The 20,303-nt window shown below is 53.8% G+C and carries 21 protein-coding genes and 1 pseudogene; 10 read left to right on the top strand and 12 right to left on the bottom strand.

Annotated features, from left to right (window positions below):
- The 4 genes from PSSD_RS22305 to PSSD_RS22290 all read right to left on the bottom strand — a co-directional run.
- Positions 1–772, bottom strand: a 772-nt coding sequence (locus PSSD_RS22305) for a D-ribose ABC transporter substrate-binding protein (RefSeq protein ID WP_058973721.1), incomplete at its 3' end; no start/stop codon positions are given.
- A 69-nt stretch (positions 773–841) separates the two neighbouring features.
- Complete coding sequence (locus tag PSSD_RS22300) at positions 842–1,897, bottom strand: ABC transporter permease (RefSeq protein WP_039328688.1); 1,056 nt, start codon at positions 1,895–1,897, stop codon at positions 842–844.
- A 22-nt stretch (positions 1,898–1,919) separates the two neighbouring features.
- Positions 1,920–3,458: a sugar ABC transporter ATP-binding protein gene (locus tag PSSD_RS22295; RefSeq protein ID WP_052205928.1), complete on the bottom strand. Its 1,539-nt coding sequence runs from the start codon at positions 3,456–3,458 to the stop codon at positions 1,920–1,922.
- Positions 3,455–4,108, bottom strand: coding sequence for a DUF2291 domain-containing protein (locus tag PSSD_RS22290; RefSeq protein WP_058973720.1), 654 nt, complete (start codon positions 4,106–4,108; stop codon positions 3,455–3,457). The genes PSSD_RS22295 and PSSD_RS22290 overlap by 4 nt, the downstream gene beginning before the upstream one ends.
- 408 nt (positions 4,109–4,516) lie before the next feature.
- Between PSSD_RS22290 and PSSD_RS22285 the strand changes: the two genes are divergently transcribed.
- From PSSD_RS22285 to PSSD_RS22270, 4 genes are read left to right on the top strand one after another with little or no spacing between them, the layout of a single operon-like run.
- Positions 4,517–6,067 carry an FGGY-family carbohydrate kinase gene (locus tag PSSD_RS22285; RefSeq protein WP_058973719.1) on the top strand — a complete coding sequence of 517 codons (1,551 nt, stop codon included), beginning with the start codon at positions 4,517–4,519 and terminating at the stop codon, positions 6,065–6,067.
- A 10-nt stretch (positions 6,068–6,077) separates the two neighbouring features.
- Positions 6,078–7,604, top strand: a complete 1,527-nt coding sequence (locus PSSD_RS22280) for a glycerol-3-phosphate dehydrogenase (RefSeq protein WP_058973718.1) — start codon at positions 6,078–6,080, stop codon at positions 7,602–7,604.
- A gap of 3 nt (positions 7,605–7,607) precedes the next feature.
- A complete protein-coding gene (locus tag PSSD_RS22275; protein WP_058973717.1) occupies positions 7,608–8,546 on the top strand; it encodes a sugar phosphate isomerase/epimerase family protein in 939 nt (312 codons plus the stop codon).
- A 25-nt stretch (positions 8,547–8,571) separates the two neighbouring features.
- Positions 8,572–9,528 (top strand): sugar-binding transcriptional regulator, encoded by a 957-nt coding sequence (locus PSSD_RS22270; protein ID WP_058973716.1) that lies wholly within the window; start codon positions 8,572–8,574, stop codon positions 9,526–9,528.
- Here PSSD_RS22270 and PSSD_RS22265 read toward each other — a convergent pair.
- Positions 9,514–10,065, bottom strand: coding sequence for a GNAT family N-acetyltransferase (locus PSSD_RS22265; protein ID WP_058973715.1), 552 nt, complete (start codon positions 10,063–10,065; stop codon positions 9,514–9,516). The two genes, PSSD_RS22270 and PSSD_RS22265, sit on opposite strands and share 15 nt — an antisense overlap.
- A 238-nt stretch (positions 10,066–10,303) precedes the next feature.
- Positions 10,304–10,702 (bottom strand): ATP-binding cassette domain-containing protein, encoded by a 399-nt coding sequence (locus PSSD_RS22260; RefSeq protein WP_268810648.1) that lies wholly within the window; start codon positions 10,700–10,702, stop codon positions 10,304–10,306.
- Positions 10,703–10,716: 14 nt separating this feature from the next.
- Here PSSD_RS22260 and PSSD_RS22255 point away from each other — a divergent pair, with 14 nt between their 5' ends.
- Both PSSD_RS22255 and PSSD_RS22250 read left to right on the top strand, forming a co-directional pair.
- Positions 10,717–11,064, top strand: a complete 348-nt coding sequence (locus tag PSSD_RS22255) for a GntR family transcriptional regulator (protein WP_153011484.1) — start codon at positions 10,717–10,719, stop codon at positions 11,062–11,064.
- A 78-nt stretch (positions 11,065–11,142) separates the two neighbouring features.
- Entirely contained in the window at positions 11,143–11,895 is a 753-nt protein-coding gene (locus PSSD_RS22250; protein WP_058973712.1) for a LacI family DNA-binding transcriptional regulator, read from the top strand.
- 2 nt (positions 11,896–11,897) lie between these two features.
- Here PSSD_RS22250 and PSSD_RS22245 read toward each other — a convergent pair whose 3' ends face one another.
- Both PSSD_RS22245 and PSSD_RS22240 read right to left on the bottom strand, forming a co-directional pair.
- Positions 11,898–12,638 (bottom strand): DeoR/GlpR family DNA-binding transcription regulator, encoded by a 741-nt coding sequence (locus tag PSSD_RS22245; protein ID WP_039328678.1) that lies wholly within the window; start codon positions 12,636–12,638, stop codon positions 11,898–11,900.
- Between the two features lie 42 nt (positions 12,639–12,680).
- Positions 12,681–13,943 (bottom strand): DUF1479 domain-containing protein, encoded by a 1,263-nt coding sequence (locus PSSD_RS22240; protein WP_058973711.1) that lies wholly within the window; start codon positions 13,941–13,943, stop codon positions 12,681–12,683.
- 241 nt (positions 13,944–14,184) lie between these two features.
- Between PSSD_RS22240 and PSSD_RS22235 the strand changes: the two genes are divergently transcribed.
- The gene (locus PSSD_RS22235) at positions 14,185–14,520 is read left to right on the top strand and encodes a cupin domain-containing protein (protein WP_039328693.1); all 336 of its coding nucleotides are present in this window, start codon (positions 14,185–14,187) and stop codon (positions 14,518–14,520) included.
- Positions 14,521–14,728: 208 nt separating this feature from the next.
- Here the strand turns inward: PSSD_RS22235 and PSSD_RS22230 are convergent, their stop codons facing one another.
- The 3 genes from PSSD_RS22230 to PSSD_RS22220 all read right to left on the bottom strand — a co-directional run bounded on the left by PSSD_RS22230 (position 14,729) and on the right by PSSD_RS22220 (position 16,063).
- Complete coding sequence (locus PSSD_RS22230) at positions 14,729–15,124, bottom strand: VOC family protein (protein ID WP_058973710.1); 396 nt, start codon at positions 15,122–15,124, stop codon at positions 14,729–14,731.
- Positions 15,121–15,603 (bottom strand): hypothetical protein, encoded by a 483-nt coding sequence (locus PSSD_RS22225; RefSeq protein ID WP_058973709.1) that lies wholly within the window; start codon positions 15,601–15,603, stop codon positions 15,121–15,123. The genes PSSD_RS22230 and PSSD_RS22225 overlap by 4 nt, the downstream gene beginning before the upstream one ends.
- 160 nt (positions 15,604–15,763) lie before the next feature.
- Positions 15,764–16,063: a putative quinol monooxygenase gene (locus tag PSSD_RS22220; protein ID WP_058973708.1), complete on the bottom strand. Its 300-nt coding sequence runs from the start codon at positions 16,061–16,063 to the stop codon at positions 15,764–15,766.
- 133 nt (positions 16,064–16,196) lie between these two features.
- On the opposite strand from PSSD_RS22220, the gene PSSD_RS22215 reads away from it, so the two are divergent.
- On the top strand, positions 16,197–16,829 hold the full coding sequence (locus tag PSSD_RS22215) for a LysE family translocator (RefSeq protein WP_058973707.1): 633 nt from the start codon (positions 16,197–16,199) through the stop codon (positions 16,827–16,829).
- Between the two features lie 41 nt (positions 16,830–16,870).
- On the opposite strand, the gene ampC is transcribed toward PSSD_RS22215, so the two are convergent.
- Positions 16,871–17,995, bottom strand: coding sequence for a class C beta-lactamase (gene ampC, locus PSSD_RS22210; protein ID WP_058973706.1), 1,125 nt, complete (start codon positions 17,993–17,995; stop codon positions 16,871–16,873).
- 207 nt (positions 17,996–18,202) lie between these two features.
- Here ampC and PSSD_RS22205 point away from each other — a divergent pair, with 207 nt between their 5' ends.
- Both PSSD_RS22205 and PSSD_RS22200 read left to right on the top strand, forming a co-directional pair.
- Entirely contained in the window at positions 18,203–19,957 is a 1,755-nt protein-coding gene (locus PSSD_RS22205; protein WP_058973705.1) for a glycerol-3-phosphate dehydrogenase/oxidase, read from the top strand.
- Positions 19,941–20,303: pseudogene (locus PSSD_RS22200) on the top strand (aldolase); the annotation flags it as partial. The gene PSSD_RS22205 and the pseudogene PSSD_RS22200, both read left to right, overlap by 17 nt.

Here is a 20,303-nt window from a genome sequence, read left to right as displayed (position 1 = left end):
CCAGGGTTCCGGCTTTTACCGCATCCACCGCATCCGGTGAACCATCAAAACCCCCGACCTTAATCTGATTCAGCTTGCCCGCTTCCTTCAGAGCCGCAATCGCGCCCAGCGCCATCTCATCGTTACCGCTGATCACGCCTTTGATATTCGGGTTAGCCTGCAACAAAGATTGCATTTTGTTGAAGCCCTGAGTACGGTCCCAGTTCGCCACTTCCTGACCGACCTTTTTCAGCGTCGGATACTGCGACAACACGGTATCAAAGCCGTTAGCGCGGGTCGCGGCGTTATTGTCCGAAGGCGGCCCCACCAGCTCAACATAGTTAGCGGTATCGCCCACTTGTTTTACCCACTCCATCGCGCCCACGGCGGCACCTTGCGCATTGTTAGACACCAGCTGTGCTTTCGCCAATCCACTCTGATTCAACTCAGCATTGATGATGAAAACCGGGATATTCGCCGCGATGGCTTTTTTCACCGATCCCACCGATCCGTCCGCGTTCGCCGGATCGAGAATAATCGCTTTAGACTTGTTGGTGATTGCGGTATCGATCAGCTGACTTTCAGTGTTGGTATCGCCTTTATGGGCGCTGACTTTGGCACTGTAGCCCAGCTTCTCAGCGGCTTTTTGCGCCACCTGACCTTCCGTTAACCAGTAGGGATTGGATGGATCGTTAACGATGATGGTCATCAATCCGTTGTCCGCCCAGGTCGGTGCGGCAAAGGTGGTGATGGCCATGGCGGCTGCGGCAATAAACAAACGTTTAGTGAACATAGGTGCTCCGTTATTATTTAGGGTACAGGTTTTACGGATAACCGCGCGCTGCCAGACAGCGCGCGTGAGTTAGCGACCGCGCCTGCCGTATTGCAAAGTATTGAGCAATACCGCCAGCACAATCACGGCGCCAGTGAACACCGTCTGCCAGTAAGCAGAGACGCCGATAATCACTAAGCCATCAGAGAGAAAACCGATAACAAATGCGCCCAACAGGGTGCCGCGCACGTTACCGCGCCCCCCCGTCAACGCCGCACCGCCAATCACCACAGCAGCAATCGCTGTCAGCTCATAGGTGGTGCCCGCCGTTGGACCAGCCGAAGTCAGCTGTGAAGACAACACCAGCCCTGCCATCGCGGCGCAAATACCGGAAAGAACATAGACGCTGATTTTGATGCGTTTCACCGGCACGCCAGAGAGATCGGCGGCGCGTTCATTACCACCAGAGGCATACAGCCAGCGGCCAAATGCTGAACGGCTGAGCAGGAATCCGCAGGCCAAAGCCACCACGCCCAGCACCAGCACGCCAACCGGAACGTTGAAGATGCGGTTGAATCCCAGCCAGTCAAAGCCGGTGTTGCCGAGCGCTTCGCTGCCAGAGAGTTTGTTGTAGGTCAGGCCGTTGGTGATTAACAGCGCAATACCGCGCGCCACATACATGGTGCCGAGGGTCGCGACAAAGGCTGGCACACGGAACCAGGCGATCAGCACACCGTTCACCAGTCCCACCAGCGCCCCCATCACCAGCGTCAAAATCGCCACCGCCCATACCGGTAGATACAGCACCACGCCAAGCGCTTCGAGGTTGATGCCCTGCATCATAAAACCGGCCATCACACCGGCGAGGCCCAGCGTCGATCCCACCGATAAATCGATGCCACCGTTAAGGATCACCAGCAGCATGCCAATCGCGGGTAAACCGAAGATCGCCACATGCGACGCCATGGTCAGGAAGTTGGCACCGGTGAAGTAGTTAGGTGAAAGCAGGGAAAAGGTGGCGATGATCACCAGCAGCGCAATAAAGGCGCGCCCTTCCAGCAACAATCGTGCGAGATTAAGGCTTTTATCAGCTTTCTTTTTCACAGCAACTGGCGGCGAATCCAGCGTTTGGGTTCTGTCTGTCATACCGTTTGCTCCGTTTTTCATGTCATGCCACCAGAGACTCGCCTGAAGCGGCCATAATGCGTTCTTTACTCACGCTGGAATCAAAAATGGCGTTGATGCGCCCTTTGCTCATCACCACAATGCGATGGGCAATGCTCAGGCACTCGCCAACTTCCGAAGTGGTATACACCACTGCCAGCCCCTTTTTGGCGTTCTCCGCCAGCAGACGAAAGACCTCCGCTTTGGCACCGATATCGATGCCGCGACTTGGCTCATCCAACAGAATGACTTTGGGACGGGTGGCCAGCATTTTGCCGATCACCACTTTTTGTTGATTCCCACCAGAGAGCGAACCGATAGCCGCTTCACCCCCCGCCGTTTTGACCGTCACGTTGCGGATACTGTCCGTTACCAGTTGTTTCTCACGGCGCGGCGACAGCACCAGCCCGCGTACGAATTCACTGATACTGGCGAGCGACAGGTTCTCACCGACTGACATGGTTTGGACCAGACCATCGCGCTGCCGGTCTTCCGGCACCAGTGCAAGGCCGATTTGAATGCGTTGCTGGATGGTCAGTTTGGACACCTCAGTGTCCTGCAGCAGAATCTGACCGCTGGTTTGATGTAATCGTCCGGCGATACACTCCAGTAACTCGGTACGTCCGGCGCCCATCAGTCCGTAGATGCAGACAATCTCACCGGCTTTGACGCTCAGGGATAAATTGTCCACCAGCCGAATGCCGGTTTTACTTTTCAGCGTCAGGTCTTGTACTTTCAACGCCGATTCTCCAAAGGCGTATCCTTCCGGCGGCGAGCCGAGATCAAAGTGATCGCCGACCATGTTGCGCACGATCCATTCGAGATCGATCTCATCGCGTTTGGCGTAAGCGGTCATCACACCGTCACGTAGCACCACGGCGCGATCGGTGATCTCCAGCGCCTCTTCAAGATGGTGTGAGATATACACAATCGCCACGCCCTGACTGGTGAGGTCGCGTATCACCTGAAACAGCACCGCGACTTCCGTCGCGCTCAAAGCGGAGGTCGGTTCGTCCATGATCAGAATCTGCGAGTTCACCGAGAGCGCGCGGGCGATTTCGACGATCTGCTGTTGCCCAAGTCGCAAGTTCTCCACGGGCGTCAACGGGTCGATCTCCTCCTCCAGCGCGGCCATCAGATGGGCCGTGATGCGTGCCTCTTCGGCATAGTCCACGCCGCCAGGCTTCATGATTTCCCGACCCATGAAGATGTTGTCGCGCACGTTCATGTTGGGCGCGAGGTTCAGCTCCTGATGGATAATTGAGATGCCGCAGTCACGCGCTTCCGTCGCCGAGCGAAACACTTTTTCTTCGCCGTTGTAACGAATTTCCCCGGATGTTGGCGTAATCACGCCTGACAAGATCTTCATCAGCGTCGATTTACCCGCGCCGTTTTCACCAAACAGCGTGGTCACTTCGCCACGACGAATTTCGAAATTCACGCCCTTCAGCGCATGGGTTGAGCCGTACACTTTGCTAATGTTGCGGGCTTCGAGGATCACTTCGCCTTTCAGCAAGGCGGGGTTGACGTTGAACGGTTTCATTTCACCTCCACGCTGACCGGAGTCACCATCCAGTTGGTGGGCGTTAACAGCCTGAATACACCCACAACCTGCACGGTTTTGCCTGGCAGCGTCTCGCGATCCAACTTATCCAGCACTTTGGCTTTCATGGCGCGATTAATCGCCGAACCGGCATTCTGATACTCAATTTGGTTGGTAAAATCGCCGAACTGGATTTTGCCGCTGGCATCGCGTAAATCCGTGCCGGTAATGGCGGGCCCGGTTTGCAAGCGCACCTGGTTACCTTCAGGTAATCCTTCCACTTTAAGTGGGAAGATGCCCATCTGACCCGGCTGCACCACACCTTCCAGCTTCACCGCGATCACTGGCAGCGGTGAACCCACGCCATATTTCTGCACCGCTTCCTGCTGATTCGCTTTTAACGCGTCAGCGAGGGTTTTCGCGTCCACGGCGCGCGCCTCCACATCCTGCTGGATGCCTGGGAAAGTTTTCTGGCCGTAGCTGTCTGGCGAGAAACCTTGTTCTTGCGCATCCTGCTCTGAACCGATCTTCACCACTTTGGTATCCAGCGCCATGGCGGCAATCACCGCCACGACCACCACTGCCAAAAGGGTGTAGCGGCGTGCGCGCTTCCGGGAGAGTTGCTGTGCAAGCATCGAGACATCGGACATACGTGACCTCTCACTGTTAACTGCTGCGATAATCCGCCGCGTTAATGTTATAAATGTGATAACTTGTGTGATGAGAATTGTTCTGATGTGACTAAATTGTCAACAGAGCAAGCGCAATTTTTTCAGGAGAGAGATCTGGATCGCTAATTTAACCACTTCACGATGCCTTACGTGAAAACCCCGCCATACAACTCTTTCAGCCACCTAATTCCAATTCAACCTGTAGGGTTTACCCTCGTTTTTCGTGATCGGAATCGCTAACTGAAATGAAATTTATTCGATTTATAGAAAAATAATACAAACGATATGTTATCTCCATGAGAAGTGGTGTAAGACATTATTTAGCATATTCATCACAGGGAATTAACACAGCGTGATGACTTAACTCTTCTTCTCCCGGAGGTGTACGTGAGTAACGGCGATATCATTTTGGGTCTGGATTCCGGCACCTCAGTGGTTAAAGCGGTGGCGTTTGATTTGGAAGGCACGCAGTTGGCCTGCGCCTCGGTGCGCAACCGCTATTACCGCAGTGAAGGCGGTGCAGCTCAGCAATCCATGACGCAAACCTGGCAGGACGCCGTCGGTGCAATACGTAAACTGGCCGAGCGCGTCGAGAATCTGGCGGCTCGCGTGGTGGCCGTAGCGGTGACGGCGCAAGGTGATGGCACCTGGCTGGTGGGAAGAGATAACCAACCGGTCGACGATGCCTGGATTTGGTTGGATGCCAGAGCGGCGCATACCGTCGACACTTTAAATCAACATGCCCTTGCGGGTGAGCGCTTCAAAGCCACCGGCACCGGGCTCAATACCTGCCAGCAGGGATCGCAACTGGCGCATATGGACCGCCACTACCCTGAGCTGCTGGCTAAGAGTGAAGTCGCACTGCACTGTAAAGACTGGCTTTACCTCAATCTGACCGGCATTCGCGCCACCGACCCTTCAGAAGCCAGCTTCACCTTTGGCAATTTCCGCACCCAACGTTATGACGACACGGTGATCGCCGCGCTGGGTTTAGAACAGCACCGCCATTTGCTGCCGGAGATCATCGACGGTACGCAAATAACGCATCTGCTCACCGCCGAAGCCGCGAATCTGACCGGATTGCGTGCGGGCACGCCGGTTTCACTGGGCTACGTCGATATGGCGATGACCGCGCTCGGTGCCGGCGTACACACCGGCGAAGCCAATACCGCTTGCTCGATCGTCGGTTCCACCGGCGTACATCTGCGCAGTGTCACCATTGATGATGTCTGGCTTAACCCTGCACAAACCGGCTATGTGATCCCGCTGCCGTGGCCCGGTTATGTTACTCAAGTGCAGACCAATATGGCCTCCACCCTAAACCTTGACTGGCTGCTGAATGTGGCCAGCGAGTTGTTAAGTGGTTTCGGCTGCGAAGTCGATCACGCCCGTCTGGTGGCGCATATCGATCAGTGGCTGAACAATGCGCAGCCCGGCACGCTGCTGTTCCACCCTTATATCTCGATTGCTGGCGAGCGTGGTCCGTTTGTTAACGCCGATGCACGGGCCAGCTTTACCGGGCTCAATTACCAACACAACTTTGGCGATCTGGTGCGTGGCGTTATTGAAGGGATTGGTATGGCTGCACGTGACTGTTATCAGGCGATGGGCAGCACCTTGCCAGGCGAGATCCGCCTCACTGGCGGCGCGGTGCGTTCTCAGCCGCTGCGTCAGATTCTCTCTTCATGTATTGGCGCGCCGGTGCGCATCAGCCAGCGTGATGAAGCTGGCGCCGCGGGTGCTGCCATGATGGCCGCCGTGGCGATAGGTGCTTACCCTTCCATGGCGCAGTGCGTCGAGACCTGGGTGCGCCCGCTTCTGGATGCGCCTGAGCCACCTTCCGCTGAACTGTCTCAACGCTATAACCAGCTGTATCCCCACTATCAGCAGATCCGCAGCGATCTTCCTGCCGCCTGGCAGGCGCTGAACACGTTTTAAGGAGTTGATCATGAGTGAAAATATGCTGGATCTGTTTGTGATTGGTGGTGGCATCAATGGCGCAGGCATCGCACGTGATGCCGCTGGTCGTGGCTTGTCGGTGATGATGTGCGAAAAAGACGATCTCGCCCAGGGCACCTCTTCGCGCTCTGGCAAGCTGGTACACGGCGGGCTGCGTTATCTGGAATATTATGAATTCCGCCTGGTGCGTGAAGCGTTGATTGAGCGTGAAGTGTTGCTTAATGCCGCGCCACACATTATCTGGCCGATGCGTTTTGTACTGCCGCATAGCCCTACCGATCGCCCGGCGTGGCTGGTGCGCCTGGGTCTGTTTCTTTATGACCATCTCGGGGGCCGTAAAAAGTTACCGGGCACCCGCTCCCTTGATTTGCTGCGCGACCCGGAAGGTGCGCCGATCCTGGATAGTTACAGTAGAGGTTTTGAGTACTCCGACTGCTGGGTTGATGATGCGCGACTGGTCACGCTCAACGCGTTGGATGCCGCCGAACGCGGCGCAGTGATTTTGCCGCGTACCCGTTGTGTGGCGGCGAAACGCCACAGTGGTAAATGGGAAATTACCGTGCAGGATGAAGCCAGTGGGGCACAGCGCACGGTATTTGCCAAAGTGCTGGTCAACGCCGCCGGGCCATGGGTGCTGGATATCGTTAACCAGGTGACGCAGACCAAAAGCACACGCAGCGTACGGCTGGTGAAAGGATCACACATCATCGTGCCGAAGTTCTGGGAAGGTCAGCAGGCTTATCTGGTGCAAAACACCGATAAGCGCGTGATATTCATCAACCCGTACGAAGGCGACAAAGCGCTGATTGGTACCACCGACATTCCGTGGCAGGGCAAAGCCGAGGATGTGACCGCCGATGATAGCGAGCAGCAGTATTTGATTGATGTGGTGAACCGCTACTTCAAAGTGAAACTGCGCGCCAGCGATGTGATTACCCGCTTCTCCGGTGTCCGTCCGCTGTTTGACGACGGCAAAGGGAATCCTTCGGCGGTGACGCGAGATTACGTATTTGACCTCGACGATCAGCAAAGCGCCCCTCTGCTGCATGTGTTCGGCGGCAAAATCACCACTTTCCGCAAGCTGGCGGAGCATGCTTTACAGAAGCTCGCTCCCTTCTTCCCCTCAATGGGCACCGACTGGACGCGAGACGCGACCTTGCCGGGCGGCGATATGGCCAACGGTGATTTCGAGACTTTCCTTGAACAGGTGAAAGCGCGCTGGCCATGGTTACCTGCACCCCTGCGTAAACACTATGCGCGTCTTTACGGCACACGCATCGAAAAAGTGTTGGGTCATGCCAATGGTGTAGACGGTCTGGGCCGCCACTTTGGCGCGCAACTGTACGAAGCCGAAGTGCGCTATCTGGTGGAGAATGAGTGGGCGCAGCAAGCTGAAGATGTGCTGTGGCGGCGCACCAAACATCGGCTACACCTCACCGACGATCAGCAACAGGCGTTTATCCAGTGGTTTGCAGCAACCTTTACTGCCCCTGTGCCGTTGCGTAAGGAGGCGTAAATCATGCCGTTAACGCTTTCGCTCAATACTAATCCGCTGGTGAATCGCTTTGCCGAACCGCAGGATTTGATTCATACCGTGGCACAGCAGATTCGCATTCGCGATCTGCAACTGACCCATGAATTCATTAATCCCGGCTGGCCAGCCGCGACCATTAATCGCATGACGCGGCGTATGCAGCAGGCCATGCGTGAAACCGGCGTGCGCGTGACATCGGGCATGACCGGACCTTATGGTCGTTTAAATCACTTTGGTCATCCGGATGTTGAGGTGCGGCGTTATTACGTGGACTGGTTTAAAACCTTTGCGGATATCACCGCCGATTTAGGTGGAGATGCCGTGGGTTCTCAGTTCGCGATTTTTACGCAGCAGGATTTCAATGATGCTTCGCGGCGTGAAGCGTTGATCGATATCGCCATCGATTGCTGGGCTGAAGTGGCAGAACACGCCAAAGCAGCGGGACTGAAATATTTGTTCTGGGAGCCAATGAGCATCGGGCGTGAGTTTGGTGAGACTATCCCGGCCTGCCTGGCGTTACAGCAGCGCCTGAGCAGTGAGTCTTTCGCACTGCCGATGTGGATGATGGCAGATATCGATCACGGTGATGTCACCTCGGCAGACCCGCGGGATTACGACCCTTACGCCTGGGCTGAAGCGGTGCCACGTTATTCGCCGATTATCCACATAAAGCAAAGCATGATGGACAAAGGCGGCCACCGGCCTTTCACTTTGCAGTACAATGCGGGCGGCCGTATTCAGCCTCAACCTCTATTGGAGGCGCTGGCTCGCGGTGGCGCACAGGATAATGAGATCTGCCTTGAGTTGAGTTTCAAAGAGCGTGAGCCCACCGACCGGCAGGTGGTCGCGGATATTGCGGAGAGCGTTGCCTTTTGGGCATCGCACATTGATACGGGCGTGCAGGATTTGCATCTGGCTTCATGAGGCCAATTTCACCAGGAAAAGAAATATGAAACCGGCTCCAACACCCGCTGAACGCGATGACTCTCTGGCCCTGCGTGCCGCCTGGTTGCACTACGTTGGCGGCCTAACGCAAGCCGAAGTCGCCAAACGCCTGGGATTACCCTCAGTCAAAACCCATCGCATGATTGCGCGCATGGTGGCGGAAGGTGCGGTAAAAGTCTCGATTGATGGCGATATCGTGGCGTGCGTCGCGCTTGAGGACCAACTACGTGAAAAGCATGGACTGACATTTTGCCACGTCGCCCCCGACCTCGGAGAAGAAGGCTTACCGGTTCGCGCGCTGGGCATGGCCGGTGCGGATTACCTGCGTAACCTGCTCAGCGCGCAACCCGCTATTACGCTCGGCCTGGGACACGGGCGTACCCTCTCCGCCGCCATTCATCAGCTGCCGCGCATCGACGCTCCCCATATGCGTTTTGTTTCGCTGCTCGGATGTTTGACGCGCAATTACGCGCTGAACCCGCACGATGTGATGCACCGTATCGCCGAAAAAACCGGTGCACAGGCCTACATGATGCCAGTGCCCTTTTTTGCCAATACGCAGGAAGACCGCGAAGTGCTGTTGAAACAGCGCGGCGTCAGCGAAGTGTTTGCCATGGCGGCGCAGAGTGAGGTGAAACTGGTGGGTATTGGCACCGTAGAACCCGCTGCACAGCTGGTGGAAGCAGGGATGATCGATGAAGCCGAGATCAACGATATCTCACGTTCTGGCGCGGTAGGAGAATTATTGGGCCATTTCTTTGACGCGCACGGCCAAATGATTCACTCCAGCCTGACGGCGCGCACGCTGTCAGTTGAACTGGATCTTACCCATCGCGCGGAGATTGTGGCGTTAGCCGGCGGTGCAAGCAAGGTTGGGGCGATTCGCGCCGTGCTGGCAAGCGGCTTAGTGACCGGGTTAATTACCGATGAATTAACGGCGCAGGCGCTACTTGCGGAGTAGCTCCGCGTGAAATTCCTCAGCCAACAAACCAAACAGCCAGTCATCCCGCCACTCACCGCCAAGAAAATAGCTTTTGCGCAGAGTACCCTCCTGCTGAAATCCTACTTTCAGCAGCGTCCTGCGCGACGCTTGATTGCCCGCGGTGACCGTAGCAACCAACTTGCGGTAGCCTAAATCCATCAATGCAAACTGACTGATATCGCGCAGGGATTCCGCGCCAAAACCTTTGCCTTGCGCGGAGGTTGCCAGCATAAACCCAACCTCAGCGATGCCATCACCGCGGTTAATAAAGCCTGTCACGCCAAGTGGCACAACGCTGCCCTTTTCCATCATCACCAGGCACAGCCAATGCGAACTGTCTGTATGCCACTGCGGCAAACGCACCTCGAACCTTTCGCGACGGATGACGGCTTCAGGATGCGGATCAGCAACAAATTGCATGACCTGATCATCTTGCTGCAGCGCCAGGAAAAAGGGCCAATCTTCAGCGTTAATTTGGCGATACTGTAACCGGTTAGAAAGGATGTCGAAGAACATGTTTTCCTTTTAAGTCTCATCATCATCGTTACGGGTGATTATCGGCAATCACTTCCCCATACGCTGCCTAATCTGTGAGAATAAACCGCGGCAGACCACGATGGCGATAATAATTGCGCCCCAGGTAGCGGTGATCATGAAAGGATCGAGGCGGAGCAAGTTGAGGCCACTGGAGATCATCTGCAGGATAATTACCGCCAGCACCACACCGGAAACCCGTCCAAATCCGCCGAAGGGACTAACCAATGACTTTGCCATCACGCATGACGGTGACCCTGTCACAGATTTCCAGCAGTTCATTGAGTTTGTGGCTGATAAAAATAAAGGCAATACCCTGCTGTTTCAGCTGACGCAGAATGGCAAACAGGCTATTGATTTCACTGCGCGTCAGCGCGGTGGTCGGCTCATCCAGGATGATCAGTTTTGACTCATTCACCAGCGCACGCGCAATCGCCACCAGTTGCTGTTTGGCAATCGGCAGTTCATCCACAGTGGCATCGAGATCAAGCCGAATGCCCAACTGAGCAATGATTTTTTCGACATTTTCTTGGTAAGTACGGCTGCGCACCAGCGCTTTACGGTCATTGAGCATCTGGCTGATGTAGATGTTTTCCAGCACCGTAAGGTTTGGAAACAGCGACAGGTCCTAGCGTGAATCAAGGGATAAACGCTGACACAGTCAAACATTGGGTGAACTGGGCTATGGCGAAATCGGGCAAACTGGATCGCGTTTACCACGAACTAACACGGCGTATTCAACGCGGTGATTATGCCAACGGGGAACGTCTGCCAACGGAATTGATGCTCTGTGCAGAGTTGGATGTATCACGCCCGACACTCTCTCGTGCCCTTGCCCGCCTGCGGGAAGAAGGCATGATCAGCAGTACGCAAGGATCGGGGCATTACATTACCTGGTCTGATGTCGCTTATCCCGCTGAACTGCCCCCTGCCATTGCCCTAGGCATCCTTTCTCCACGCATGGAAGCTAACGAAAGTTGATTCCTGTTTGAGCAGATCTTTAAATCCATCGCCGCCCTGTCACAGCAATTCAACTTTGATTTAGTGTGGAATGGCGTCATGACCTTAGGCGCTGGCGCCACGCGTCAGGCGATTATCAATAAGATCGATGGGGTGATTGAGCGTTACCAGCGTAGTGGCGTAAAAGGGGTGTTTTTTATCCCGATTGAGTTTCATCCTTTTGCGGCTGAAATCAATCAGTTGATCCTGAGTAAACTCGAACGTGATGGCATGAGTGTGGTGCTGCTCGACAGTGATGTAGTGCGCTGGCCGGCACGCAGTCGTTGGGACTTAATTGGCATTGATAATGTGGGTGCCGGCATGCTGATGACACGCCATTTACTGGCCGACCACCCACGACGTATCGATTTTCTCTGTGAACGTTTTTCCGCCAACACGGTTCATATGCGTATGCTCGGTTACCAACTCGCGCTGCTGGAGGCTGGCGTGGCGCTGCAACCCAGCTGGCAGCATGAAGGGGAACTTAATCAGCCCGACTTTATTACCGAACTACTGGCAAGCGGCGCGCGCGATTTGGTCTGCGCCAATGATTTCACCGCCATGAAGTTGCTCTCTTTGTGCAGTCAACAAGGTGTGAAAATAAACGTCGTCGGATTTGATGACAACGAGTATTCCGCGCTGCTTGGCATCTCACTCACCACGTGGAAACAGCCCTTTAACGCCATTGGACATAATGCGGTGGTGGCGATGATGCATCGGCTGCAAAATCCCGATGCCAGCCCCATACACACCATAGCCCAGGGCGAGCTGATCGTGCGGGCTTCATGCCACAGCGTTAAACCCAAAAATTAATATCACACCAGGCTCAACACTATGCCTTGTTCCCGCAACGCTTTTTGATACTCCGCACTCAATCCTGCATCCGTCACTACCTGTTTGAAAGGTTGAGTCGGTGCCAGTGCATAAGGATGAATCTGACCAAATTTCGATGCGTCCGTGAGCGCAATGGTGTGAGTCTGTTTGTCCATGATCGCGTTGACGACATCGCATCGCAGCATATCGCGACCGGTAAACCCGGTCACCGCATCCCAGCCATCAATCCCGATAAAGGCTTTATGGAAATTAAGGTGCTGAATGCAGAGGCGAGTCAGCGGTCCCACCACCGACTCGCTGCTTTTCTGAAACAGACCGCCCAGGATGATCACATCGCCGCCCTTTTCCCGCAGTAAACCGGCGATATAATGGCTGACGGTAATAATGGTGATATCGCTGCGATCGCTGAGTTCACGCGCCAACAGTGCATTGGTGCTTCCACCTTCAATAAAGACGGTGTCTCCCGCATTCACCAGCGATGCAGCGTACTCAGCAAGACGTTTTTTCACGGCAAAACGCGTTTGCATACGTGCGCCCACGTCATCACTTTCTGGCGCCACGGCAGAACCGTGCACGCGGCGCAGAAAACCGCCCTTTTCTAGCAGGTTCAAGTCCTGACGCACGGTAACTTCCGAGACGCCGGTGGTTTGCGCCAGTTCATTGACGCTCACGCTGCCGCGTTCGCTGACCAGTTGGATAATGTGCTGATGACGTGCGTTCATAAAACCTGCTGTCCGTTGATTTTTATCAAGCTTATCAGAAACTCAGCCTAAACCGAGACTACGGCGTCCGTTGGCATTTAATGCCTCAGGTGTGAAGCGATCGCGCCAGCTGGCTTCATAATCCTCTTTCGGGAAATCTCCGGGTGAAACCCCGGTTGCCAGCGCCTGCGCAACCTGGCTGGCATAGGCTGCATTCTTATCACACAGAGGGGCCGCCGGAATATACATCACATTGCCCCAACCTTGCTGGTCCTCTACCGGTGCTACGGAATGGATAACGTCACAGTGCCACCAGACGGAATCACCCGCCTCCATCGCCGGAATCGAGCACAGCCCCTTAATCAACTCTGGATGCCATTTTTCAGAAACCGGTAACACTTTGCCTGGCGCAACGCCACAGAGTTCATCTTCAGGCACATCTTTCAATAACGGGCGCAGTAGCAAATACGCCATCGCTTCTGGAACTGGCACCACGTGAAGCAGGCCCTGACCCAATTGCATGTCTGACAGTGCAGTCCAGCCCTGGAAGGTACGGAATACCGAACACTTAGTAGTGGTGCCCGCCTGGTACTCATTCACTTGCGTGCGGTGAGCCGCATCCCATGGATCATATTGATCGAACTGATTGTTGAAGATCTTGCCAAACACCTGTTGGTACGCAGGCAGCAACCAACGCTCCAGCGCGCCGGAATCAGTATGTGCGCCCAGCCCTTTTGAGGTAGTACCCGGTAAACGACGACGGATACGATCGGGATAGATGATGCTGACATCAGGATCAAACCAGCGTGTGCCATTTGATTCGAAGATCCACAGCCGATTGAGGAACGACTGAGTTTTGGCCATGGCATCGCTTTGACGTGCCGACATCTGTGCATCGCTCCAGTAAATCGGATAGATTTCCGGGCGTGACGCATCCAGGTTACCGAAGAAGTTATCGCCCGGCCCTTTGTAAACCTGGTCAAAATCGTTGTCGTCGAGGTACTTGAGCATGGATTCATCCCAGGCCAGCGCCTGATCGCGTTTGAAGGTCTGTTTGACCACCACACAACCGCGGCGGCGAATATGATTTTTCACCTCATCGCTTACTCGGCCTTCTGCAATATCTTGTGCGGTTACCTGCGGCCATGCTGTGCCGTTTTGCGCCTCTTCAGCCCGCGCGGCCTGAAGTTCACTGACAATTTTGCTTCTGACTTGCTCAAATAGCCCCTCGACATCACCGATTTGCTCTCTGAGGACCTTTTTCATCAGACGCACGTTGGTTTTGAAATCTTCGGGTTGTTGTTCTGAGGTAAAGATAGTGTTCATGTTTTTGCTCCGCTTTGTTTCGTTTGAAACATAATATAGTTTCATTCATAACAAAAGAACAAAATTACGCCAATCGCCTGCGCTTGGTTTTATGACCGGAATCACAGTTATTCTGCTAACGAATTGCAGGAACCTGTCCGCGGTACTGGCAGTTAAAATGCCGTGCTGCAACTGTTTGCTTGTTCTACCGTTAATGTTAAAACAAGGCGTTGATGAATTTTCCGCACCAAAAGGAAACACCATGATTTCTAAAGAGAATGCACCACATTATATTTGGGGCGGCAATTGTGATGGCTGGACGCTGCTTGAGCGCCAGGACATGCTGGTGATCCATGAAAGAATGCCGGCAAGCAGTGCCGAACAGCGTCATTACCACTCTGTATCTCGTCAGTTTTTCTTTGTATTGAGCGGTGAGCTGACGATGGAATTACAGGGTGAATATCACCGATTGCAGGCACAGCAAGGGATTGAAATTCCTCCTGACGCGCCACATCAGGCGCGTAATGATTCAGCATCCCCGGTGGAGTTTTTAGTGATCTCTCATCCGACGACCCGTGGCGACCGTACGAATTTTTGAGGATGACGATACGCAGTTTCAGGGTCTTATCTGTTCAACTTACGGCGGTCGCCATGAATGGCGCCCCTACAAGAATGGAAGCGGTTTCTCGAAGGGCGCGCATTTACGCACATCAGTAAAAATGGCTGCGATTTTCGTAGGGTGCGCATTTATGCGCACCAGCATACAAGTTCTTTTGACTTAACTGAGCGACAGAGCGTCGGGCCCATTATTTGTTCTGATAAAGATCCCAGCGGTTACCATAAATATCTTCAAACACCACCACGGTGCCATATTCCTCTTCACGTGGTTCCTCACAGAAAGTTACCCCGTTGGCTTTCATCTGCTGATAATCACGCCAGAAGTCGTCAGTCTGCAAAAACAGAAACACACGGCCGCCACACTGATTGCCAATAAAGCTTTGCTGACGCTCATTAGACGCCTGCGCTAATAACAGATTACAGTCACTTTGCGGATTCGGATTCACCACCACCCAACGCTTACCGGGCTGTGGCGTATCTTCGATTAAATGAAAACTTAATTTTTGCGTGTAATATTCAATAGCGCGGTCGTAATCATCCACCACTATCGCGACATAACCCATACAACGTTTTTGCGTTCTCACTTCATCTCTCCGTTAATATTCTGCTGAACCAGTTTAAGCATGCGCAAACGAATCAAACCGCTGGCCGGACGGATGGTCAGCCAGTAGGGAAGCATGCGACGCTTTACCTGTGGCGTCGGGCAGTAAATGAAGGTTTCGGTCATCACCTCATACTCGCCAACCGATCGCTGAAAGACCTGATTGCGCACGATTAAACGCGCATGCAATGGGTTGTCATGCCGTATAAAATCCTGTGCATCGTTAATCGCTTCCAGCCCCATATCCAGACGCCAGAAGCGCCCGACCAGCCCGAAGGTGATTTCTTCTGCAGATTCATTGAGTAAGGTAAATCGACGCAGGTTAAAATCCTGAGGTGTGAAGCCGGGTAAGAGTTTCTCAGGCCATTTTCGAATCGCCATCAGGGTGCGTGCAATCACATCCTGCTGCATATCGAATTGCTTCAGCGCCTGGATAATCGTGGGCGCACTGTCTGCATGCATCCTGGCGCGGTGAATTTCATGAAAGTGAAATTCAGGTAATAAAGGTGAACTATTTTTCCAGCGTAAATTCTCTGCTCTGCTTACCGAACCAAAACATCCCATGTCAGACTCGCTACATTCAGAAAAATAAAAAAGCAGACCGAAATCTGCTTATTCTGTATCAGGCATTACCACCCGCCACTTTTTTCAATGCCACCACTTCCGCCTGCTCCAGTAATGGTTCCAGATCGGCAAACAACTTAACAATATGGGGGGCATTGAGATGCTTATCCAGTAATTCCTGGCTTGCCCACTCCTCGGTCCAGACAAAGCGGCATGGGTTTTTGCTGTCGATATTCAGCTGGTAGGTGATACATCCCTCTTCCTGTAACGTCTCTTCAATCACGCCTCGGAATAATTGCTCAGCTTTATCTTCACAGCCTGGTTTAGCGGTTAGCAATGCAACAACAGGAACCGTCATATTCATCTCCCTATTAAATAAAAAAACAGATTTACGTTAACTCAGCTTATTCCTGCTGTCAGTCCTAAATGTGCGTTGCCTGCACCAAAACATTCGCGTCATAATCGCTGATGATGAACGCAAGGAGTGACGCATGCCTGAATTATCCAGTTGGTTAGCCTTTGCTTTGGTGGCATTAGGATTAGTGTTGACCCCCGGCCCAAACATGATTTATCTGGTTTCCCGCTCGCTGTGCCAGGGCAAGCGTGCTGGATATATCTCGTTAGGCGGCGTGGCGTTAGGTTTTGTGTTTTACATGCTGTGCGCGGCACTGGGGATCACCGCTTGGTTGCTAGCGGTGCCGTGGGCGTACGACGCGCTGCGCTTCGGCGGTGCGCTCTATCTGCTTTATCTCGCGTGGCAGGCATTGAAACCGGGTGGCCGATCCCCGTTTGCGGTGCGCGACCTGCCGGCCGATAACCACCGTAAACTTTTCACCATGGGATTTCTCACGAATCTTGCGAATCCCAAAATCGCCATGATGTTTTTATCTCTCCTGCCACAGTTCATTACCCCGGATCACGGCAGCGTGTTAATGCAATCGCTGGTGCTGGGTGTCACACAAATTGTGATTAGCCTGACGGTTAACGCGATTTTCATCACCACCGCAGGCCAGGTTTCAACCTTTTTGCTGGCTCGTCCCAGTTGGCAGCGCATGCAGCGTTGGCTCATGGGTACGGTTCTGGCGGGAATGGCAGTTAAACTGGCACTGGATGCGCGCAAATAGCATTGAGGGTGCTGTGCAAGCACTGCGCCCTGCGATCACAGCTACTTATTCAATTGCTCGATGATTTTATCCGCTGCGATAACGCGATCGTCATTCGGGAACCATTTGTTCGCCAGCATGATCACCGCGATTTTTTGCGATGGGATAAACACGGCGTAAGTCGAGAAACCGTTAGTGGAACCGGTCTTGTTGAACCATGCCTGTTGTGGCGCAGGCTGCGGTGGCGAAATCAGTGTCGCAGACATCCCTTTCATAATGCGTTGCCCGCTATTGCCCTCAACCAGTTGCTGCGCGGTGACGGGCAGCGGGTAATACTCCCACATCATTGCTTGCGTAAATGCATCGGTTTGGTAGTAACCCTGATGCGTGCGAGCAATGGCTTGCTGCCAGTCAGGTGCGACTTTTTGCTCATCCAATTGGATCGACAACCAGCGAATCAAATCTGATGAGGTCGATTTGAGTCCATAAGACTCTGCATCCAACGGACCCGGTGTAACACGTACCGGTTTATCCTGCTTGTTATACCCCTGCGCATACTGCCCCATTGCTGACGCCGGCACCTGCACATAGCTGTGGTGCATGCCCATGGCCGGTAAAAGCTGCTTTTCCATTGCGCTGATAAAAGGCTGTTGCAAACTTTTCGCAGCAATCATCCCCAACATACCAATGCCAAGATTGGAATAGACGCGCACAGTGCCGGGCTTTGCATCAGGCTGCCAGTGTTTGTACCAGTCCATTAACTGCTGCTGATTGGTGACCGCATCCGGCACGAACAAAGGTGTGCCGGAGGTGTGGGTGGTGAGATTCAGCAGTGATACCTGATCGAAAGCACTGCCTTTGAGTTCAGGCAACCATGTGCTGGCTTTATCGCTGAATTGCAGTTTTTTCTGCTGCGCGGCGTAGCTGGCCAACGTTGCGGTAAAGGTTTTGCTCAACGAACCAATCTCAAACAGCGTCTGTTGCGTGATCGGTTGTTGAGTCTCTTTAGATGCCACACCGTAATTATAAAATTCCGTTTTACCGTTATGCAGAATGGCCACAGCCATGCCGGGAATCTGGTATTGCTGCATCAGGGGTTTGATAATCGTGTCCGGCGCGGGGGTTTGTGCGAAAGAGTTACTGCTCATTATGAGAGCCAAAATACTGAGTGTTTTTGGTAATTGCATGATAATCCCTTATATTTTAGTTAAGTCACTATTTTGCCACGAAACGAAATTCAGCCCTACTGAAAGCGCTTAGCCTGAACCTTCGATAAAGCTCTCTTTGTGAGTGTAATCACAACAATTGCAGCTTCCATTAACCCTCACCTCTTTTTGCGTCAACGATTTATCTATCTGCGCTTATGAAGATGGCCACGAGCCGGGGAGCAACCCATGGAGAATAACGCAACACGCGAACAACGACTTAACGCGCTACGACAGCGCACCACGGCCCCCGTGTTAATTGTCGGCGGGGGAATTAATGGTATCAGCACCTTTCGTGAACTGGCGCTACAGGGCATTCCGGTAATTTTGGTGGAGAAAGGCGACTGGTGTCAGGCCGCCAGCGGCGCGCTATCGCGCATGATTCACGGCGGATTACGTTATCTGGAAACCGGTGAATTTACCCTGGTAAAAGAGTCCGTGACCGAGCGTGACCGGCTACTGAAAAACGCCTCACATTACGTTTTCCCGCTGCGCACCACGGTGCCAATCGACAATCTCGGTGGGGGGCTAATCAATGCCACTCGTCGCTTTCTTCGACTCAGTGATAAACCTACCCGACGGGGGGCTTTGCTGATCAAAACGGGCCTGAGCCTTTACGATATCTACACGCGACAATATGGTTCGATGCCTAAACATCAGGTACGCGCAGAAGCCGCAACGCGGGACCGCTGGCCCGGTTTTGCCCCGTGGGTGAAGTACAGCGCCAGCTACTATGATGCGTGGATCAGTGCCCCCGAACGCTTAGGCTATGAATTGATAGAGGATGCCGAACGCGCCTGCCCCGACGCGCTGGCGCTGAACTATCTTCAGTTAGTCAGCACCAATGGCGAATCCGTCACGCTTCAGGATGCATTCAGCGGCGAGCGTTTTACGCTGCAACCCCATGTGCTGGTGAATGCTGGCGGTGCGTGGATTGATCAGCTTAATCAGCGATTGGTCCCCACGGAAACCACGGCGAGATTAATTGGCGGCACCAAGGGTTCGCACCTGATTATCGACCATCCCGAATTGCTGCACATGCTCGACGGCGAGATGGTCTATTTCGAAAACCAGGAAGGTCGGGTGTGCATTATGTTCCCGTGGTTCGGCAAAGTGCTGTTAGGTTCTACCGACATCCGTGTTGACGACCCCGATAGCGTGGTGTGTGAAGAGGATGAGAAAGCCTACATCCTCGAATCGCTACGCTTCGTCTTCCCCAATGTGGTGGTACCAGAATCGTCCATCCTCTACACCTTCTGTGGTGTCCGCCCCCTGCCCGCCAGCGATGCAAAAGTGAACGGGCAGATATCCCGTAATCACTCATTGGTGCTGTTGCCGCCAGATGCGGCGCATGCGTACAGCGTACTGTGTCTGGTGGGCGGGAAATGGACCACATTCCGTCAGTTTGGTGAGGAGGCAGCAGACCGGGTATTGCGATTGGTGGGTGAAAAACGGCGTCAATCGAGCGGCGATATGCCTATCGGTGGCGGCCGTGACTTTCCGGCACCTTCCGGGCAAACGCGCTGGCTGACGCAACTGGCGCAACAATATGATCTGCCGCTGCCTCGCGTGTCATTACTGGCGAAGCGCTACGGCAGTCGCGCTCTGCCCATTCTGCAACGGATTCAGCAACAAGGCGAACAACCGCTGCAACATCATAGCGAGTACAGCGCATTGGAACTGCGTTATCTGATTGAGCACGAGCAGGTACAACAGTTGGAAGATCTGCTGGTGCGACGCACATCCTTGGCCATCTGCGGCGAACTGACCTTGCCGCTGGTGGAAGAGATATCACACCTTTTAGCCAACACGCTGGGTTGGAGTGACAGCCACCGCAGGCAGCATCTGGATCAGAGTTGCGCCCGTCTGGCGCAATGGCACGGCCTGACTCACCTTAATCCCACGATTTTTCAGGAGGAAACACGACATGTTAGTAACCAATAAAGTCCGCATGAACCGCCTGTTTCAGCACGGTAAATGCCTTGACGTGGCGATCGACCACGGCATCGCCAACGAGCCTGATTTCCTGATTGGCTTAGAAAATATTGAGGGCGTGATGGAAAACCTGATCGCCGCGCAGCCCGATGCGATTCAGGTGAACTATGGTCAGGCCGATCTCCTACAGCGCGTCGCCGGACGCAAACCGGCGTTGGTGATGCGTACCGATGTCGGTAATGCCTATAACGCTGCGCGTCATCGGGAGATGTGGGCCGTGTTGCACAATCCTGATGAGCCCATTCTTGCTGCCCTACAGATGGATGCTGCCGCGGTGGTGGTCAATCTCTACTTG

It is taken from the genome of Type-D symbiont of Plautia stali (genome assembly GCF_001485335.1).
GTDB classification, from domain to species: domain Bacteria; phylum Pseudomonadota; class Gammaproteobacteria; order Enterobacterales; family Enterobacteriaceae; genus Pantoea; species Pantoea vagans_C.
Note: the sequence above shows the minus strand (reverse complement) of the source record. Positions and strands in the feature narration are given on the sequence as shown.

Excerpts from the sequence above, each read along its gene's own strand:
- PSSD_RS22245 (WP_039328678.1), bottom strand. The coding sequence starts at position 12,638 with ATGAACGCACGTCATCAGCACATTATCCAACTGGTCAGCGAACGCGGC.
- PSSD_RS22235 (WP_039328693.1), top strand. The coding sequence starts at position 14,185 with ATGATTTCTAAAGAGAATGCACCACATTATATTTGGGGCGGCAATTGT.
- PSSD_RS22240 (WP_058973711.1), bottom strand. The coding sequence starts at position 13,943 with ATGAACACTATCTTTACCTCAGAACAACAACCCGAAGATTTCAAAACC.
- PSSD_RS22215 (WP_058973707.1), top strand. The coding sequence starts at position 16,197 with ATGCCTGAATTATCCAGTTGGTTAGCCTTTGCTTTGGTGGCATTAGGA.
- PSSD_RS22290 (WP_058973720.1), bottom strand. The coding sequence starts at position 4,108 with ATGTCCGATGTCTCGATGCTTGCACAGCAACTCTCCCGGAAGCGCGCA.
- PSSD_RS22225 (WP_058973709.1), bottom strand. The coding sequence starts at position 15,603 with ATGCATGCAGACAGTGCGCCCACGATTATCCAGGCGCTGAAGCAATTC.
- PSSD_RS22280 (WP_058973718.1), top strand. The coding sequence starts at position 6,078 with ATGAGTGAAAATATGCTGGATCTGTTTGTGATTGGTGGTGGCATCAAT.
- PSSD_RS22265 (WP_058973715.1), bottom strand. The coding sequence starts at position 10,065 with ATGTTCTTCGACATCCTTTCTAACCGGTTACAGTATCGCCAAATTAAC.
- PSSD_RS22205 (WP_058973705.1), top strand. The coding sequence starts at position 18,203 with ATGGAGAATAACGCAACACGCGAACAACGACTTAACGCGCTACGACAG.
- PSSD_RS22295 (WP_052205928.1), bottom strand. The coding sequence starts at position 3,458 with ATGAAACCGTTCAACGTCAACCCCGCCTTGCTGAAAGGCGAAGTGATC.
- PSSD_RS22275 (WP_058973717.1), top strand. The coding sequence starts at position 7,608 with ATGCCGTTAACGCTTTCGCTCAATACTAATCCGCTGGTGAATCGCTTT.
- ampC (WP_058973706.1), bottom strand. The coding sequence starts at position 17,995 with ATGCAATTACCAAAAACACTCAGTATTTTGGCTCTCATAATGAGCAGT.
- PSSD_RS22250 (WP_058973712.1), top strand. The coding sequence starts at position 11,143 with ATGACCTTAGGCGCTGGCGCCACGCGTCAGGCGATTATCAATAAGATC.
- PSSD_RS22270 (WP_058973716.1), top strand. The coding sequence starts at position 8,572 with ATGAAACCGGCTCCAACACCCGCTGAACGCGATGACTCTCTGGCCCTG.
- PSSD_RS22300 (WP_039328688.1), bottom strand. The coding sequence starts at position 1,897 with ATGACAGACAGAACCCAAACGCTGGATTCGCCGCCAGTTGCTGTGAAA.
- PSSD_RS22220 (WP_058973708.1), bottom strand. The coding sequence starts at position 16,063 with ATGACGGTTCCTGTTGTTGCATTGCTAACCGCTAAACCAGGCTGTGAA.